Origin of the sequence: Embleya sp. NPDC127516 (assembly GCF_044765325.1) — a bacterium.
GTDB lineage: Bacteria > Actinomycetota > Actinomycetes > Streptomycetales > Streptomycetaceae > Embleya.
The window spans coordinates 23,192-39,945 of record NZ_JBIWJT010000046.1 but is presented as its reverse complement, the minus strand read 5'-3'; the positions used below and the strand labels follow the sequence as shown (position 1 = coordinate 39,945).

At 70.9% G+C, this 16,754-nt stretch carries 15 protein-coding genes; 3 read left to right on the top strand and 12 right to left on the bottom strand.

Annotated elements, in window-relative coordinates; all coding sequences use genetic code 11:
* Nucleotides 1–11: 11 nt before the first annotated feature.
* The 10 genes from ACIRL2_RS46965 to ACIRL2_RS46920 form a co-directional block, all read right to left on the bottom strand.
* Nucleotides 12–665, bottom strand: coding sequence for a hypothetical protein (locus tag ACIRL2_RS46965; protein WP_402241223.1), 654 nt, complete (start codon nt 663–665; stop codon nt 12–14).
* Nucleotides 662–2,488, bottom strand: a complete 1,827-nt coding sequence (locus ACIRL2_RS46960; protein WP_402241220.1) for a type IV secretory system conjugative DNA transfer family protein — start codon at nt 2,486–2,488, stop codon at nt 662–664. The genes ACIRL2_RS46965 and ACIRL2_RS46960 overlap by 4 nt, the downstream gene beginning before the upstream one ends.
* Nucleotides 2,485–4,092: a hypothetical protein gene (locus ACIRL2_RS46955; protein WP_402241219.1), complete on the bottom strand. Its 1,608-nt coding sequence runs from the start codon at nt 4,090–4,092 to the stop codon at nt 2,485–2,487. The genes ACIRL2_RS46960 and ACIRL2_RS46955 overlap by 4 nt, the downstream gene beginning before the upstream one ends.
* Nucleotides 4,093–5,574 carry an SCO6880 family protein gene (locus ACIRL2_RS46950; protein ID WP_402241216.1) on the bottom strand — a complete coding sequence of 494 codons (1,482 nt, stop codon included), beginning with the start codon at nt 5,572–5,574 and terminating at the stop codon, nt 4,093–4,095.
* On the bottom strand, nt 5,571–8,132 hold the full coding sequence (locus ACIRL2_RS46945; RefSeq protein ID WP_402241214.1) for a hypothetical protein: 2,562 nt from the start codon (nt 8,130–8,132) through the stop codon (nt 5,571–5,573). The genes ACIRL2_RS46950 and ACIRL2_RS46945 overlap by 4 nt, the downstream gene beginning before the upstream one ends.
* Nucleotides 8,122–8,865 carry a hypothetical protein gene (locus ACIRL2_RS46940; protein ID WP_395873513.1) on the bottom strand — a complete coding sequence of 248 codons (744 nt, stop codon included), beginning with the start codon at nt 8,863–8,865 and terminating at the stop codon, nt 8,122–8,124. The genes ACIRL2_RS46945 and ACIRL2_RS46940 overlap by 11 nt, the downstream gene beginning before the upstream one ends.
* Nucleotides 8,862–9,248, bottom strand: coding sequence for a hypothetical protein (locus ACIRL2_RS46935; RefSeq protein ID WP_395873512.1), 387 nt, complete (start codon nt 9,246–9,248; stop codon nt 8,862–8,864). The genes ACIRL2_RS46940 and ACIRL2_RS46935 overlap by 4 nt, the downstream gene beginning before the upstream one ends.
* Complete coding sequence (locus tag ACIRL2_RS46930) at nt 9,245–10,099, bottom strand: MinD/ParA family protein (RefSeq protein ID WP_395873511.1); 855 nt, start codon at nt 10,097–10,099, stop codon at nt 9,245–9,247. Before ACIRL2_RS46930 ends, ACIRL2_RS46935 begins: the two co-directional genes overlap by 4 nt.
* A gap of 188 nt (nt 10,100–10,287) precedes the next feature.
* The gene (locus ACIRL2_RS46925) at nt 10,288–10,680 is read right to left on the bottom strand and encodes a hypothetical protein (protein ID WP_402241210.1); all 393 of its coding nucleotides are present in this window, start codon (nt 10,678–10,680) and stop codon (nt 10,288–10,290) included.
* A 106-nt stretch (nt 10,681–10,786) separates the two neighbouring features.
* Nucleotides 10,787–11,833 (bottom strand): hypothetical protein, encoded by a 1,047-nt coding sequence (locus ACIRL2_RS46920; RefSeq protein ID WP_402241208.1) that lies wholly within the window; start codon nt 11,831–11,833, stop codon nt 10,787–10,789.
* Nucleotides 11,834–12,598: 765 nt separating this feature from the next.
* On the opposite strand from ACIRL2_RS46920, the gene ACIRL2_RS46915 reads away from it, so the two are divergent.
* A complete protein-coding gene (locus ACIRL2_RS46915; protein ID WP_402241205.1) occupies nt 12,599–13,579 on the top strand; it encodes a hypothetical protein in 981 nt (326 codons plus the stop codon).
* Nucleotides 13,580–13,599: 20 nt separating this feature from the next.
* Here ACIRL2_RS46915 and ACIRL2_RS46910 read toward each other — a convergent pair whose 3' ends face one another.
* Nucleotides 13,600–14,241 (bottom strand): recombinase family protein, encoded by a 642-nt coding sequence (locus tag ACIRL2_RS46910; protein ID WP_402241203.1) that lies wholly within the window; start codon nt 14,239–14,241, stop codon nt 13,600–13,602.
* A gap of 350 nt (nt 14,242–14,591) precedes the next feature.
* Nucleotides 14,592–15,086 carry a hypothetical protein gene (locus tag ACIRL2_RS46905; protein WP_402241200.1) on the bottom strand — a complete coding sequence of 165 codons (495 nt, stop codon included), beginning with the start codon at nt 15,084–15,086 and terminating at the stop codon, nt 14,592–14,594.
* 99 nt (nt 15,087–15,185) lie between these two features.
* Between ACIRL2_RS46905 and ACIRL2_RS46900 the strand changes: the two genes are divergently transcribed.
* On the top strand, nt 15,186–15,992 hold the full coding sequence (locus ACIRL2_RS46900) for a DUF4253 domain-containing protein (RefSeq protein WP_402241197.1): 807 nt from the start codon (nt 15,186–15,188) through the stop codon (nt 15,990–15,992).
* A 237-nt stretch (nt 15,993–16,229) separates the two neighbouring features.
* Nucleotides 16,230–16,682: a DUF4158 domain-containing protein gene (locus tag ACIRL2_RS46895; protein ID WP_402241195.1), complete on the top strand. Its 453-nt coding sequence runs from the start codon at nt 16,230–16,232 to the stop codon at nt 16,680–16,682.
* Nucleotides 16,683–16,754: the final 72 nt, after the last annotated feature.

Here is a 16,754-nt window from a genome sequence, read left to right as displayed (position 1 = left end):
GTTTACGTGCCTCACGCCCCCACCGCCGCCGGCCGGAAGCCCTCTTCGGCGTCCGTCCCCGGTGCCGAGGCCGGCATCGACGCCGGCCGCTCGTCCGCGTCCGCGAGCGCCCTCGCCCGGGCGTTCTCCGCCCATCCCGCCGCCCAGACCGCCTGCGCATGCCCGGACTTGTGCCGACCCGCCCCCGCGCACTTGTGTTGATCCCACATCCGCCAGCGGCCGTGCGCCCGCTGGAGGGCCTCCATCCACCCCAACGCTCCGCCGCGCGGCGCGTCGGGGACCTCGTAGGCCTCCGCGAAGGCGAGGTGCAGGGCGGCCAACTCCCAGACCAGCACCGGATGTTCGAACCAGCACCCGGGCAGTACGTCGGCCACCGGGAACACCGAGACCAGCCACTCCACCCACCCGATCAGGCGTTCCCACGCCGCCCGGGTCGCATCCGCGTCCAACACCCGCCAGTCGTAGTCCGCGGTGGCCGGACCATCCCCCTCCCCCGCCGCGTCCGTACCTCCCCGCCCGCCAACCGCCTCCAGCGCCTGCAGACGCGCCACCACGCTCTGCTGTTGCTCCGCCAACCGCAGCAACAGCTCCTCGAGTTCCGCCAGGTACTCCTCGTTGCCCCGGCCCTCGTCGCCCCGATCCGCCACCGCCGCCACCCCGCTCATCCGGCACCACCCTCGATCCCCATCCGGGCGTACAGCGCGTCCCGCGACTCCGCCAGTTCCTTCGCGTCCTCGCGCTCCCACCAAGGTGTGAGCACGGTCTCGATCGGCGGCAGGTTGCGGGTGAACAAGAGCGCGTGGCCGACCGGCAGTTGGCGGATCTCGGACTTCTCCAGCACCGGGATCCGGCGGACCGAGCGGCTGAACGTCATCCGGCCCTCGCTGAAGCTGTCGCCGGGGGTGTACTCGTCCACTTGGCCGGACATGTCCGCGAGGTTGCCCAGGTCGGCCGGGTCGGAGAGGCCGCCCAGGATCAGCTTGACCGAGCAGGTCTCCCACATCGCCGCGGCACCTGCCTCGTCCCAGCGGGCCCTGGCCTGCCAGCGTGACTGCATCGCGGCGATGGTGGTGATGCCCTTGCCGCCGCCGTCGGACATCAGGTTCGGGAGCGAGGGGATCGGCGCGATGTTCGTGCACTCGTCCAGGACCAGCGACAGGGGCGGGTCCAGGCGCGAGCCGACCGAGCGTTGGGCCAGGTCCTGGGCGACGCGCACGATGTCCTCGATGAACGCGCAGATCAGCGGCGCGACCGAGATCTGTGAGCTGCGCGAGCCCAGGATGTACAGGGTGCCCTTGCGCTTGAGGAAGTCGGCGGCGTCGAACGCCTCGTTGGATTCGACGTCGCAGCCGGCCAGTACGCGTGGGTCGGCGAAGGCGTCGAAGGCGCGTTGCACCACCGCCCACACGCTGCCGCGCAGGCGAGGGTCCGCGGCCTGGAGTTCGGCGAGTTGGTCGGCCCACATCGGCGCGGCGTCCGGGTGTGAGCGCAGGATGCCCACCGGGGTGCGGTCGTCGGGGTTCATCGACCACTCCAGCACCGTGCGTACGGTGTATCCGCCCAGGTCGGCGGCGTGCAGGTAGGCACGGAGCACGGCGGTGGCCATGCCGGCGAAGAACTCGCCGTTCTCGACGTTCTTGCCGCCGACGCCGGAGCCGGCGACGAACCCGGCCGAGCGCTGGATCGCGACCAGGGGGTCCGCGCAGCCGGCCACCGGGGACCAGCGCAGGCGGTCCATCCCGGAGGTGATGTGCTGTGGGTCGAAGACGTACACCGGGCCCAGGCGGGCGCGTGCGGCGTAGGTGACGGGCAGGGTGTCCAGGCGGGTGCTGGTGGTGATCACCGCGCCGGGGGCGCCCAGGATGCGGTCGACGATGTAGAACATCGTCTTGCCCATGCGTTCGGCGGCCACCAGCAGCCCGGACCACTCGTACAGTCCCCACAGCCGGCGTCGGGTGCCGGCCTCGCGGCCCAGCGAGTACGCCACCTGCCCGGGTTCGACGCCCTTGCGGCCCGCCAGGGACGGTCGCACCACGGCGGCCTTGGCCAGCACGGCCTCCTCCGACAGCAGGCCCTCGATGTCGGCGGGGGTCGCGAATCCCGGGCGCCGTCCGCGCGTTCGACCCCGCAGTCGCCACACGCCCCAGCCCAGCGCGCCCACGAGCGCGCCCAGCAGGACGGTCAGGACCGCGTACACCGCCACCGGTCCGCCGACGTCGGCGCGGGCCGGCTCCGGCCAGGCCCGGGCGGGGTCGCCGCCGTGGGCGATCCAGCGTACGGCGGTCCCGGGGGCGTCGCCTGGGCCCGCGTCCGGCCAACTCCCGTGGGTGAGGACGCCGGCGAGTTGTCCGGCCAGCCACGTCGTCCACACCACCAGCGCGAAGAGCGTGAGCGTGCACAGGCCCAGCAGTACGCGGGCGCGGATCTCCTCGGGTTCGCCTGCGGTGATCTTGCCCTTGTCGCGGGTCCGACCGCCGGCGCGGTTCACACGCCCACCCCCGAGGCCGTCGAGACGGCGTCGGTCCCCATGGCGGTCGGCGCCGGTGCGGGGGAAGGTGGTGACGACGTTTCGGGGGTGTCCGGGGTGTCGCCGACGTGGTTCATCCGGCTGTCCGTCTGGACCATCTCCTTCTCGATCCGGCTCAACCGGTGCTTGACCACGTGGTATTGGGTGCCGATGTTCCACACCGCGACGCCCTGCTTGAGGCGTTTGAGGAGGTCGGTGACCACGTCGGAGGTGCCCAGGAACTCGCGTGCCTGGGCCAGGCTGCCCTCGGACTGGCGGTAGGAGATCCGTACGCCGGTGTCCTCGATCAGGCCGCGTGCCATCCGCACGATCTCGCTGTCGCCGTCGCCGACGGCCGCCAGGTCGGAGAAGCGGTGGAATCCGATCACGTTCGACATGCCGTACGCGCGGGCGATCTTGAACTGTTCGCGCAGCCGGCGCACCAGCGGCAGGTAGCGGGCGATGAGGGCGAACTCGTCGTAGACGACGATGCGTTGCTCGCCGTCGGGTCGCGACAGCTCCGCCTCCAGCCAGGATTGGGCGCAGGTCATCGCCATCGCGGTCATCTCGTCGGAGGAGCGCATCGCCGACAGGTCCAGCACGGTGCCGTCGGCGGTGAAGTCCAGGTTGGAGGTGGACGCGCCGTCGAAGATCCCGGACAGGGGGCCGTGCACGATCCGGTACAGCGCCATGCGCGCGTTGGAGGCGCTCTCCAGCAGCCGCTGCGGGTCGACGCTGATGCGGGCGGCGTCGGTGCGCCAGCGGTGCGGGTCGCTCATGCCCTCCAGGAGTTGGCCGAGGGTGGGTTCGCCGCGTCGGTCGCCGCTGGTGCCGTCGTGTTCGCGGGTGAGCGCGTCCATTCCGAAGGTGACGGCGGTGCGTTCGGCGTCGGTGAGGCGTTGGCCCTTCTCGATCTCCAGCAGGCCCTCGACCAGCAGCAGTCGGCGGGTGCGCTGGTGGGCCAGCCACGCCTCCTCGGTCTGGCCCGGCGCGCGCCGTACCCCCTGGAGCGGGTTCATCCGCGCGGCCAGTCCCGGGCCGACCCGCAGCGGGGTGACCCCGGTCGCCTCGGCGAGCGGCCCGTACTCGCCCTTGATGTCGGCGCTGATCGAGAACTTCACCCCGAACGGCACGTTGCGGAACACCAGGCACTTGAGCAGCGACGACTTGCCCGAACCGATCTCGCCGATGACCACCACGTTGGGGGCGGTCAACAGCCCGGCCCGGTACAGCTCGTGGACCGAGAAGGTGAACGCGGTCCGGGAGAAGACGTCGAACCCGATCAGGGGTCCGTCCACGGCCAGGCCGGCGTCGTTGGTGAAGGGGAACCACGAGCGCAGGTGCGCGGTGGTGGTGGTGTGCGGCTGGACCCGCATCCTTCGGGCCACGCGGCCCGCGGCCCGGCCGTGGGTGCCGCGGCCGTCGGCCGGCGGTGGTCCGGTCAGCTTCCCCCAGGCCGACTCGGCGCGCGAGCGCCGCCGTTCCAGTCGTCTGCGGGCGCGTTCCTCGTCCCGGGTCTCGGCCAGGCGGCGCAGTTCCTCGCCCCGGTTGCCCTCGCGGACCAGGTCGTCGTTGCGACGTGCCACTCAGATCACCCCTCGCATCGGGGCCAGTCCGTACGCCAGCGGCAACGCGCCCGCCAGGAACGCCTGGTCCTGTTCGCCGTACAGCACGACCGACTCGCAGCCCGACTGGGACAACTTGCGTCGCACCACCCGCATCTCCTTCTCCAGCGCGGCGATGTCGACCGCGGTGACCGTGACGAACATCGAGTACCGGACCCGGGTGAACCCGGCGGCGACCTCCTCGTCCTCGCGCGAGGCGGCCCGCGCCTCCTGGCGTTGCCGGGCGCCCTCGACCAACTTGAGCTTCTGCCGGGTACGCCGGTCGCCCTCGTGCGCGACCATCTGCCGCCGGGACATCGCCTCGGCCTTGGCCGTCGACAGGGGCTGTGCGACCAGCGTCACCGACCGCCGGCAGGAGGTCTGGTTCAGTACCGGCGTCAGCCAGTTCCGGCCCACCTCGCGCACCGGCAACTGGTGCACCCACACCGTCTGGGACCAGCCCGAGTCGTGCCGGTAGTACGCCCAGTGCGACTCGGTCGCCGCCGGGCCCGCCAGCCTCGGGTCCACCCCCTCGGCGGCGCCCTCTCCGTCCACCCCGCGTGCCTCCAGCGTGGTCAGGTCGGCGGGGTCGAACTGGGTGCGCAGCACACCGGCCAGGCCGCGTGGGGACAACCAGCCCTCGGTGCCCACGCCGGCGTCCAGCACGCCCTGTTCGAGCGCGCCCAGCGCGTCCACCACCACCGCGGCGATCGCCGCGTCGGTCCCGCCGGCCTCCTTGACCTGCGCGGACAGCCGCGACAGGTCGAACCGCACGGCCAGGTACACCTCGTGCCGCAGCGTCGAGGGGGCCGAGGCCGCGACGAGTTGCTTGAGCGACTGCGCGGCCAGGGTGTCCGGGCGCACCATCCGGGTGCGGATGAAGCGCTGCGCGCGGTTGGCACCGTCGGGGATGGTGCGTTCCATCACCGACCACGACGCCAACGACTCGTCGTCGCCGAACGAGCGCATCACCGAGCCCCAGTCCACGACCCGGCGCTCCTGCAGCGAGGAGTCCTCCAGGATGGTGTTGGTCCCCTGGCAGCGCAGCACGGCCACCACCTGGCGGGCGTGCCGGTCGTGGATCAGCCCGACCTCGCGCTGCCCGTCGGGTGCGCGGGCCGGCAGCCACACGCACCCGGCCAGGGCGCCGGGCAGCTCCATGTGCTCCTGGACCGCGTTGCGGGCGAACGGGCCGCCCCGGTACAGGTTTTGGCGCAGGCCGCGCTGGGCCGCGTACGCCCAGATCACCGGCACCCAGGCGGTCAACGCACGACCGCTCCAACGCGCCAGGGCGATCACCAGAAACAGCGCCATGACGACGATCCAGACGATTCTCAGCAGCCAGTTATCGGCCCTGAGTACCGCGACCCCGCACAGCAGCGCCGCGACCAGCGCGCCGAGCCGCCCGAGTGTGAAGCCCATCAGGACACCACGCGACTCCAACGGCGAGAACTTGAACCTCATCGCACTCCCCCCCACGCCTCTTCGCCGCTGTGAATGTTGTGGCCGACATCCGGGACCGCCTCCACGGGTCCGTCCGCACCGGACGTGTCCGACGGCGCGGATGTGGACGGCGGGCCCACCATGGAGGTGGGAGCGGATCCACCGAAGAAGCCCGCGCCGGGCGAGGCAGCCGACCCGCCCGAACCACCCGAGCCCCGCGAGCCGGCCGACCCTGCTCCGGCTCCGGCCAGCGCCACATCGGCGGCGATCTGCTCGTCGCCCGAGGAGGAACCGGGCGAGCCCGGGCCCGAGCCGCCGGTGGGCGAGCCCGCGGTCTCGCCTACCGGGTCGCCGCCCGGGTTCAGGGCACCGGGATCGCCACCGCCCTCGGGCACGCCCGGCGTACCGCCGTCGTCGGCGCCGTCCTCCTCCGCCTCGGGCCCGGTGCCCATCTGGTCGTCCGCCCCGTCGGCGGTGTTCTCGGCGGGTCCGCCGCCCGGCGCCGAATCCCCGTCGTCCGCGTCCATGTCCGTGTCCGCGTCGTCGCCGCCGGTCATGCCCGACTCCACGTCCGCGAGGTTGGCGTCCATCTGTGACGCGGGCGAACCGCCCGGGGAATCCTGTCCGGCGCCGGGGGCGGCCGGGGCGGGATCGTCCGCGGACCCGCTGCCGGGCATCGCGGCGTCCTTGGCCTTGTTCATCATCTTGGCGCCGACGTCGTTGCCGATGCCGGTGGCCTGCGCGTCGATGAAGGAGAACATCTTCATCAACGCGAACGGCGCGTAGACCATCATCCAGATCATCCCGAGGCCGCTGAGGACCGCCACCAACGAGTCGCCCTCGCCGATCAGGCTCCCCGCCAGCAGCCACAGGGCCGCGATCACGAACTTGCTCCAGGCCAACGCCGTGAAATTCCAGAACCACTTGCGCGCCCAGGTATGGGTGTGGGGGTGCGCCTGACCCACCATCGCGATGGCCCCGAACAGGGCGGCCGCGTACAGCTCGATGCCCCGGACGAACATGATCACCATCAGGGCGATCAGTCCGATGATCGCGAAGATGGAGGCCAACAGCACCACGATGACCATGCCGCCGTCACCCATCACTTCGCCCAACTGGTCGGCGAACGCCTGCGCACTCCACTGGGGTTTGTTCTCGTTGGACTCCAGGAGCGCAGTCGTGCACTGATCGGAGAGCTTGACCATGAGGTCGGCGACTTTGGCCGCGAGGCAGATCCCCAGCACAGCCCGGATCAGACCGCCCACCGACGCGGGCACGTGCCCGAACTTGTCGGAGACGATGTTCAAGAGCACCGCCGCGACGAAGAAGATGAACACCAACGCCAGCATCACCGTGGCCACCGAGTCGTACACCGAGGTGAAAGCGGTGCCGTGCAAATCGGGGGCGGTCTTGTCGAAGATGAACTCGGCCGTCTTCGCGAACAGCGTCGTGGCGCTCTCCGCGGCCGCCTTGACAAGCTGCTCGAGGCCCTTGTTGGCCAGCCATCCCGCGAATTTCCCGGGGAGTTTCAAGACCTTCCCGGCAGCCGAGACGATCGACTTGACGGTGTCCGGAACATCCGGGACGAAGTCCCCGAAACTGATATTGAGCGTCTTGCCGCTCTTGTCGAGCAGTGATTCCTTGATCTTGACCGGATCGCATGTCCGCGACATGGGATCGCCCTTGGGGATCATGTCGCAGTGGATCTGACCATCGGCGCCCAACAGCCCGGGGAACGTCCCGAAGTAGGTGCAGGTCATCCAGTCCGGCGTCGGCACCGGCATCCGCTCGCCGCACTCCATCACGGCGTCGTCCTTGATCCAGGTGACCGTGGGCCACGCCTTGCTCAGACCCTCGAAGACCTTGCGGAGCCAGGGCTGCGTGCTCGGCGGCACCACGTTGATGTCGGTCGTGCGCCCGCCGGTGACCTGCGCCCTGATCGCCGCGGGATCGCAGGTGCCCACCAACGGGTGGCCCTCGGGAAGCTTGTCGCAGTGGACCTTGCCGTCCCAGCCCAGGAAGCCCGCGGGCGTGAGCAGACCGTACGTACGGCACAGGTTGTAGACCTCGGGTGCGGAACCCGCGCAGTCGATGGTGTTGGCCTTGATCCACGACACGTCCGGCCAGGCGAGCGTGAGTTGGGATGCCGACACCGGGGCGTTGGGGTCCGGCGGGGGCTTGGGCGGGGCCGGCGGCGGCGGGTCGAAATCGCGGCCTCCGGTGATCTCCTTGCGGATCTCTTTCTCATCGCATTTCTCGAAGAACGGCTTGCCGGTCAGGTCTTTTGCATCGCAGTGGATCTTGCCGTCCAGGCCGATAAAATTGGTCCCTTTCGTCTTCTCGCCGTACTTCTCGCACTGCTGCCGCGTCTTCTTGTCCGCCATCAGGGAGCAGTCGATGGGATCGAACTGCAACCAGCCCACGTCCGGCCACGCGGATCCCCGGTTGGGGTGTTCAACGGGGTTGGGCTGCGGCGGCGGCGCATTGTCGGCGGATGAACTCCCCGTGCCCAGCAGACAGGCCACGAGGGCGAACACCACGAGCAGTCCCGCGCGCCGCCACACACCGTCACGGTCCATCGGCCGCCGCCCCCGGCGCGGCCAGCACCACCGTGAACCGATCCGCGGTGTCCGGCTGTCCCAGCGTCGCCGGTGTCGGGCCCGGCTGCGGCTCGTTCAGGACGACGATCCGCCATCCGTCGTCCACCCACCGAAGGCGGGCGCCCATCGTCACCCACGACAGTGTCGGCGTCGCCTCCGGTGTGCGTCCGTCGGTCTTCATCCCGATCAGGTTGATCGCCCACACCAACGCCCTGACCTGCCCGTCCGGCTCGGACTGGGTGACCACCCGCATCGGCACGAACTGGTTGACCGCGCCCGGGCGATCGGCGGAGAACGTCGACCCCGCGAGCCGGTCGATCTGCTCCTGCGGGGCACCCGCCAGGACGATCCGACGCGCGTACTCCACCCCGGCCGCACGCGGACCCGTACTCAGCGCGAAGACGTTGCGCAGGTACGCGGCCAGGGCCTGCCCCGCACCCTCCGTCGTGTTCGGATACGACGGCGCCTGGCTCGTACGCACCGGCACCCACGGCGTTCCGGCGGGACCGCTCGCGGCCCCGCCGCCGACTCCGCCCGCGCCCGACTGCGCGGCGGCGTCCGATGCGGCGGTCGCGGGCGCCGAACTGCGCCCCCAGTACCAGGCCCCGCCCGCGGCCCCCGCGACGATCGCCAGGACCAACAGCACCACCAGGACACGCGGCCGTCCCGCGTGCGCGGACGTGTAGCCCACACCCATCCGGCGCGCGCTCATCCCGCGATCACCGTGTCGATGACGAACTTGAGGATCGCGCCGGAGGCACCCAGGATGGCGACGCCGCCCAGCGCCTTCCACATGAACGTCTTGCCCTGCGCGGATACGTGGTGGCTGCCGAAGATCGGCCCGACCATCCACATGACCGCGCCGCCCGCCAAGGCCGCGATGGCCATCGAGAATCCGATCCACAACATGCCGTTGGCGATGGTGTCCAGCACTCCGCCCTGCGGGACGGCATTCTTGTCGGGCTTGAACCTTTCGTAGTTGAAGGTCGAGCCGGTGCCCGTGCCGCCGCTGGGGGGCGGGCTGGACACCGGGGTGTCGGCCGGGAACATCACCCGGGCGTGGGCACGGACCAACGCGTGCGCAAGAGAACTCATGTCGTGTCCTTCGAAGTCATGGGGTCCGCCTGCGCGGACGCGGTCCAGTCCCAACCCGCCGCCACCGCGGCGGCGATCTCCAACAGGGCGCCGCGGGCGGCCTTGCCCAGCGCCATCGGTCGCACCGGCTCCGGTTTGGCCAACTCGCGGTCGTAGGGCAGCCGCACCACCGCGCGGACCTGCCGCGCGAGCGTGCGCTCCCCCGCCCGTACCTCGCGCGGCGGATTCGGCGCGACCTCGTTGACCACCACCACCGCGCCGTCCACCAGCCGTTCGTGGCCCAGCGAGCGCCACCAGGCCAGGCACGCCAACGCGTACTCCGGGCCGTCACTGCTGGCCCGCACCACCAACACCGCCGTCGTCGACCGGCGCAGCGCCTGCTCGCACACCGCGTCGCCCGCGGCCGGGGCGTCCACCAGCACCAGCGGGTACGCGCCGCGCAGCCGGGCCAGTACCCGATACAGCGCCCCGGCCGTCATCGGCGGACGCGCCGCGTCGCGGCCGGACCGGGACTCGCCGGCGAGCATCTCCAGGCCCGTGGGGCCCACATGCATGCACGCCCGCGCGTCCCGACGCGACATCGCCTCCGGGCCTTCGAGAGCGAGCAGGTCGTTGAACGTCGCCTCGCACGCCGAACCCACCCGCGCGGGCAGCCCGCTCCACGCCCGGGTACCGGCGTCGATCGCCAACGGCGGGGCCTGCTCGGGCGCGGCCAGCGCCAGCAGGGACCCCAGCGCGGCGGTGACCGTCGACACCCCGACACCTCCGCCCGGCGCCGTCACGGCCACCACCGGGGAGCGGGCGGGCAGACGCGCCATCGCGGTCCACACCGCGCGGGTGTCCTCCGACATCGGCAGGCCCTTGGGGACCTGGCGGGCGCCTTGGATGGTCGGCGGCGCCGTCGAAGTCGCCCTCGCCACGGGGGATTCAGGCGCTTCGGGGGCGTGGAGGGCTCCCGGGGCTTCGAGGGCTTCCGGACTCGTCCCCGCGGCCCGGGTGGCGGGCGCGGTCCGTCGCCCCGCCAGGGACACCGTCTCGCTCACGATCCCTCCCCTTCTCCCTCTCCCCGACCCTGTTCGTGTCCTTGTCCCAGTCCTTGTCCCAGTCCTTGTCCCTGTCGCCGGGCCCGCCGGCTCGCGGTCAAGTCGTCCAGCCGCGCCCGCAACTGGCGTTCGTCGCGGGCCGCGACCGTCATGTACGCGACCTGGACCTCGGCCGCGTCGTCGAGAAAGTCCTCCATCACGTTCAACGTCTCCGGCGCGAACGGATCGGTGACCAGGCGATACGCGATCCGGTACGCCTGCTGCCTGGCCCGCGCCAGACACAGCTCGTCCGGGTCCAGGCCCTCCGCGGCCGCCCCGGCGATCCCGAAGTCCGGTTCGAACCCGTCCGGTTCGAACCCCCCGGGCATCGACCACGTCGGCTCGGCCATCACCACTCCCCCGCTGCGCTGGACGGACACCGACGAAGGTGCGCCCACCCGCCGCGCTGTGACCGACACGCGCCCACCAACCTCGGGCGACCCGCGCCCACCGATTTCAGGCGGCACGCAGCGCGCCATGCCCGGCCTCCCGCAACCGCCGCACCGCGCGACTGTGCCGCTGCCGCAGCGACGCGTACGAGATCCCCCGGGACGCGGCGATCTCCGCCGCCGGCGGCGCCGACTCGCGATAGTCCTGCGCCAACATCCGCGCCTGCTCCACGGTGAGAACCCCCTCCTCCACCGCGCCCACCAACAACGCGATCAGATCCCCACGCGCGGCGTCGACGGAGTGCGCCCCCACCACCCGCCAATCGCACAGCGCCGGATCCGAGGCGTCGATCACCCCCAACCGCACCCCGCGTACCAACGCCGCACCGGTGTCCAGACGCCGCTCCAACGCCGGAAACGGCGCCGACACCCCGGTGTCGCCGACCGGATCAGGCGTCAACACGAGCGTCACGTGCCCGCGCCGACGACCCGCCCCCGTCCCGTACACGACCCGGTGCAGCGTGTCGCAGGCCAGATTCGCCGCGACCCGCCCCGTACGCCGCCGATACGGATAGGCGCGAATGACCTCGTAAAGACACCCCAGAACGTGCCCGGCCGCGTCGTCGAAACTCTGCCCCGGCCCCCGCCGCGCCGACGCCAACCGCACCGCGTGCGGCAACATCTGCTGCAACAACACCCGCCCCGCCAACGCAACCCCGGAGTCCGCCAGCGTCAACAACGCGATCAACAACGCGTCCTGCTCGGCCGGCGCCGCCGCGCTGATGCCCCGCTGAAGCTCCGCGAGCGTGCCGTACGCCCCCAGCTCCGCGAAGTCCCGTGACCACGACGCCAACGCGTCTCCACCGCGCAGGCCGTACGCGATCTCGTCCCACTCGTCGTTCAGCCGCCCGATCACCCCGGTGCGCAACTTGCCGCCGGGCTCCGCCGACCCGCTCCGGATACCGCTCCGCGCCGGGCTCTCGGTGCGCCCCTGCACCCGGGGCCACACCTCGTCCTGCGCCTGGTCTTGCGCCCGGGCCTGTGCCTGGTCTTGCACCCGGTCCTGCGCCCGGTCCCGTGCCCGACTTCCCACCTGGCTCCGTGTCTCGATCACCGCTGCTCCTCCCGTAGCCGATGCCGAGAACGTTGGCCGCGCGGCCTTGCCCGTTGTCTGGCCCAATCCGGCATCAACGCAGGTCAGGGAAGGGAAAGGGCACCGGGCGACACGCAGGCAACGTCGAGGCGAGGGACGGGCGAGGGCGTCCCAGGCGGGCGGGAGTCGCAGCGGAGACGATCGATTCGCGCGTCGGACGGGCGCGGCCGCCAAGGTGGGAGATGACCACGGGACAGATCGACGGTCGAAACGATCGGGCTCACGTTTTGAAGGCCATCACGCGAAGTTGTGGCCAGGGGTGGTGCATCGAGAGCCAGACCGGTGACGGCCGCATGGAAGCCGGCGCGTCCACTCGCGTGGGTATATCCGCGCCAAGCTACGGATTCACGGAGCCGCCGCCATTCCATGATCGAACAGCGGGTCGGGACCGGCGGTACTCGACGCGTCTCCCCGACCGTGCATGTGTCGTAGCGTCGGAGAATGCTGTACGCGGCCCCCTGCTTGAGAGACGACGACCTCCAAGTGATGCAGGAGATCGAGGCGTTGCATGCCGGGTTGCTCCACCGCCTCGCCAAGCACCGGTAGCTACCGGATAGTGGGTGGCCAACCCTTGAAACCCATGGTCGGTGCCCGGATACCCCTGCCGCCCAGGCTCGCTCGCCGTCCTCCCAGACGGCGGCACATGGCAGACCGCGGACTTCCCGAGATCATCGTCGGTGCCACCTGGTTCGATGTGTGCTCCCGACACGCACCTGGAGCCCGGTGATGACCCGCACCACGCCGCCACGCCCGCTCGACGTCACAGCCGTCTTTCCGGAACTGACCGCGCTCGCACGTACGACGACGCGTCTGCACCCTCGGCCGGGCACGCCGACGGTGCACGAGAGCTCCGTGGCGGGCCCGCTGCTGTGGCCGGCGGACGAGCCGTGGCCGGTGTGCCCCGACGACCACACCTCGTCGTACTACCGCACCCTGCAGTCCCTGGACGATGTGCGCCGCTACCGGCAGCTCCTCGACGACGCCTGGGCCCGGCCCCAGTTCACCGCCGAGGAACACGCCGAGCTCGATCGCCTCCGCGCCGGCCATCCGTCCGACCGGGTCGACCCGGCCGTGCCGCTCCTGCCCATTGCCCAGCTGTACGCGCGCGACACCCCGGGGTTCAACGGTCCAGACGGGTGCGACCTGCTCCAGGTGCTGTGGTGCCCCTTCGAGCACGGCGACGAGGCGTTGCCGGGCGTGCAGTTGCGCTGGCGGCGTGCCGACGACGTGGCTGCCTTGTTGACCGACCCGCCGGCGCCGTTCCTCGTCGAACATGACGACTACGTCCCCGAGGCGTGCGTCGTCCACCCCGAGCAGGTTCGCGAGTACCCGGCGCCGCACGAACTCCCGGGCGGGCTCCGCGAGCGGATCCGCGTATGGGAGGACGCGGAGGGACTCGTTTACCAGTACGAGCTCGGCGTCGCGACCGGTTGGAAGCTCGGCGGCTGGGCGCCGTGGAGCTTCCGCGACCCCTCGCCGGAGATCTGCGGCGTGTGCGACGCCGTCATGCAGCCCTTCCTCTACGTCGACAGCAGCGAATGGGACGGCAACGACAGCTGGCGGCCGCTCGAAGACGCCGACGAGCACCAAGCGGACCACCGCTACCCGCACGTGCCGACCAGGGTCGAAATCGGCCGCAGCTACGGCATGCAGATCTACACCTGCCCCACCTCGCACGACCACCCACTCAGCACGGTGACGCAGTAGCCGACGAGGCGCCGGTCGCACTACCCCGGTTCGGCGTCGGCGAAGGCGCGGTACAGCGAGGCGACCGAGGGGTGCTGGCCAGCGTTCTTGCCGGTCTTGATCGTGAGCTTCCTGGCGATCTCGGGGACGGGGACGCCCTTGTTCTTCAGCGCCTGGGCGAACGTGAGCATGTCCTCGTCGATGACCTTGGGCCGTCCGCCGTGGTTGCCTTTCGCGGCGGCCGTGGCCTGGCCTTCGAGGGTCTTCTCACGGATGTAGTTGCGTTCGATCTGAGCGGCGGCGGCCAGGACGGTGAAGAACATGGCGCCCATGCCGTTGGGATCATGGATACCGGTGAGCGGGCCGGTGAGCAGTTCGAGTTGGACGCCAGCGCCCTGGAGTTGCCCGGACAGCGTCATCAGCTCGGCGGCGTTGCGGGCGAGGCGCTTGAGCTCGTGGACGGTGAGGATGACCTCCTGGTCGGGGGCGGCCTCCTTGATGTCGTAGGCGAGCCCCAGCGCCTTCTCCAACTCGGGCCGGACCTTGATCCGGGTGCTGATCTTCTCGGAGAAGATCCGCTTGCACTGGGCGGCTTCCAAAGCGTCGAGCTGGCTCTGGAGTTCCTGCTGGGCGGTCGAGCAGCGGGCGTACCCGATCCTGATCGGTCGCGCGGCGGCGACCACGGGGCCGGGTCGACGGGAGCGCGGGGTGCCCAGACCCGGCCGGGACCGCGGTCGTCCGGGACCGGGACCTCCAGTGCCTCGCGCATCGCGGGGACGAGGATGAACCGCGCGGTGTGGTACTTCGTCGTGGTCTTGCCGCCGCGGGTGCGGCAGGCGCTGTCCGCAGGGGCCTCGCACTTCGGACAGACGTTGCGTTCCACCGCGTCTGCGGCTTGATCGGGCGTCAGATCCACCTCGGCAGTGTGTCAGAACTGCTCCGCAGAACACCGGAGTTCTCAGAGGAGTTCTGCGAACAGCGACCTGGGGAAACGCGACCCGCTCCGGGGGCGTCGCAGAACTCTCGCATCTGTTCATTTATGCGAGTGGTCGAGATCGCCACCCATCGCCGAAGTCTGCGGTTGATGCGCGCGGACCTGGCCCTGCCCGGTGCCGGGTGGCCAACTATGCCTGGCGTCGTGCAGCAGACTGAGCGCAGACAGGTCATTGGTCACCATCACCTGGGCCAGCCGGGCTGCCGCCGAGACCACGGCAGGCCAGCCCGGCGCATCCAGGTAGTCCGCGTCGCCGGCGTCGGCGGCGACCGCTTCCTGCACCGCGCTGTACGCGGCACCGAGGCGCACCATCAGGTCGACTTCCTCCTCAGTGCGCAACGACTGCCCCAACCACGGCTGCGGATCGTCCGCGTCGCAGAAGTCGTCGAACAGCACGTGCACGGTGTAATCGAGGTCCTCGAACTGGTTCGGATCGAGCCACACCTCGCGCTGCCACGTCGGACTGGCCAGCGCCACAACCGCAGGCACGACGTGCAGGCGGTAGACGGGCAGGGCGATTCCGTGGTCCCTCACAGGCCGAAGGTACTCAACCGATGATCGGTCGGACAGCCCCCAACCGCAGCGCAGAACCCCGTCGGCCCCATTGTCGTAGCCCCGGTCTAGCATCCGTCCGTGTCCCAAGAGCTCCCGCTGAACATCGAGTCCCTTCTTCCCTCGGGCCGGATGATCACCTCCGATGAGGGCGACGGAGACGTCCAACCCTTGTGGCTGAGCGACCAGTCCGCCACCGCCGGCCTGTGGGAGACGCTGCACGCCGAGCACGCACGCTCTGGCATGTGGCCGCTGCTGCTGGACGCGCTGTCACCGCGCGACGAAGAGTTCCGCCCGTGGGCATCGGGCGAGTTGTTTCCCGAGCGGATGTCTTCGCCGGCCACCCACGACCCAGCGGGACTGCTTGCGGAATGGTGGGCCACCTACACCGCCGTCGACGAGGACGGCGACATGCTCTCGGCCGACAAGCGCCTCGCCGTCACCGCACCGTTCGGGCAGAGGTGGCCCGGTACCGCGCCGAGCCCGCAGAGTGTGGCGAACGCCGACGCAGCGGCCGCCGTGTACGCCCAGACGTTCCTGGCCGCGCACCCACGTTCCCGCCTGGGCCTGGTGGCTGCCGCAACAGGCGCAGAAGCGCTCACCGTCGCGGGCTGGGACGGGCCCTGCAACTACGACAACGACACCGCCAAGTTCTCTGCGATCGTCGATGACTGGGAGCGTCGCTTCGGGGCGCGCGTTGTCGCGGTCAGCTTCTCCACCCTGCACCTCAGCGTCGCCCAGCCGCCGACCACCGACGAAGCAGCCCTCCTCGTCGCCGCCGAGCACTTCGCCTTCTGCCCGGACAACATCTGGCAGGGCAGCGGCTCCCTCACCGCATACGCCCATCAGCTCACCGGCGCCCGCACCTGGGACTTCTGGTGGGACTGACCCCACCCAGCGACACAGACGACGAGCGCACCTGAGGCCGTCGGCACACGTTCGAGCCACACGCAAACGACGCGGCGAAACGCTCGTCGACCTGAACTCCCGGTGCGGACTCCGATCTACCAGATTCGCGCCTACCGCACGGGCACATCCGCCGAACCCGTCCGTTGCACCGTCATGCAGTTCTACGGTCGCGCCGATCACCGGTCGTAGGGGCGGCATGTCGAGCGGAACGGGGGCATGGCGATGGGCCGGGATCTGGGGCCGGACGGCGTCGTCGACCACTTCACGCTGGACGCGGAGCAGTGGGCGCTGCTGCGGAACAAGTCCGGCGGGACCAGGCTGGGCTTCGCCGTACAACTGCTGTTCCTGCACTGGCGGGGCCGGTTCCTCAAGGGCCGAGGCGAGATCCCCGACGACGCGATCGCCCACGTCGCAAGCCAGGTCGACGTGGCCGCAGCCGAGATCGCCTCCTACGACTTGACGGAACGGATCGCGCAGCGGCACCGCTCCGAGATCCGCAAGCGCACCGGCTGGCACGAGTGCACTGTCGACGACGGCGCCGAGGCCACCGCCCATCTGGCCGGCGCCCTGTGGCACGAGGAGCGCCGAGAGGAGGCCGTCTGCGCCGAATTCCTCAAGTACCTACGGGCGGCAACCACAGAATCGCCAGCCCCGATCGGTTCGCGCTGATCGTCCGGGGAGCGCTGCACCAGGCCGACCGACTCGCCGTCGCCGAAGTCGCGGCCCGGCTGGCGGACGCGG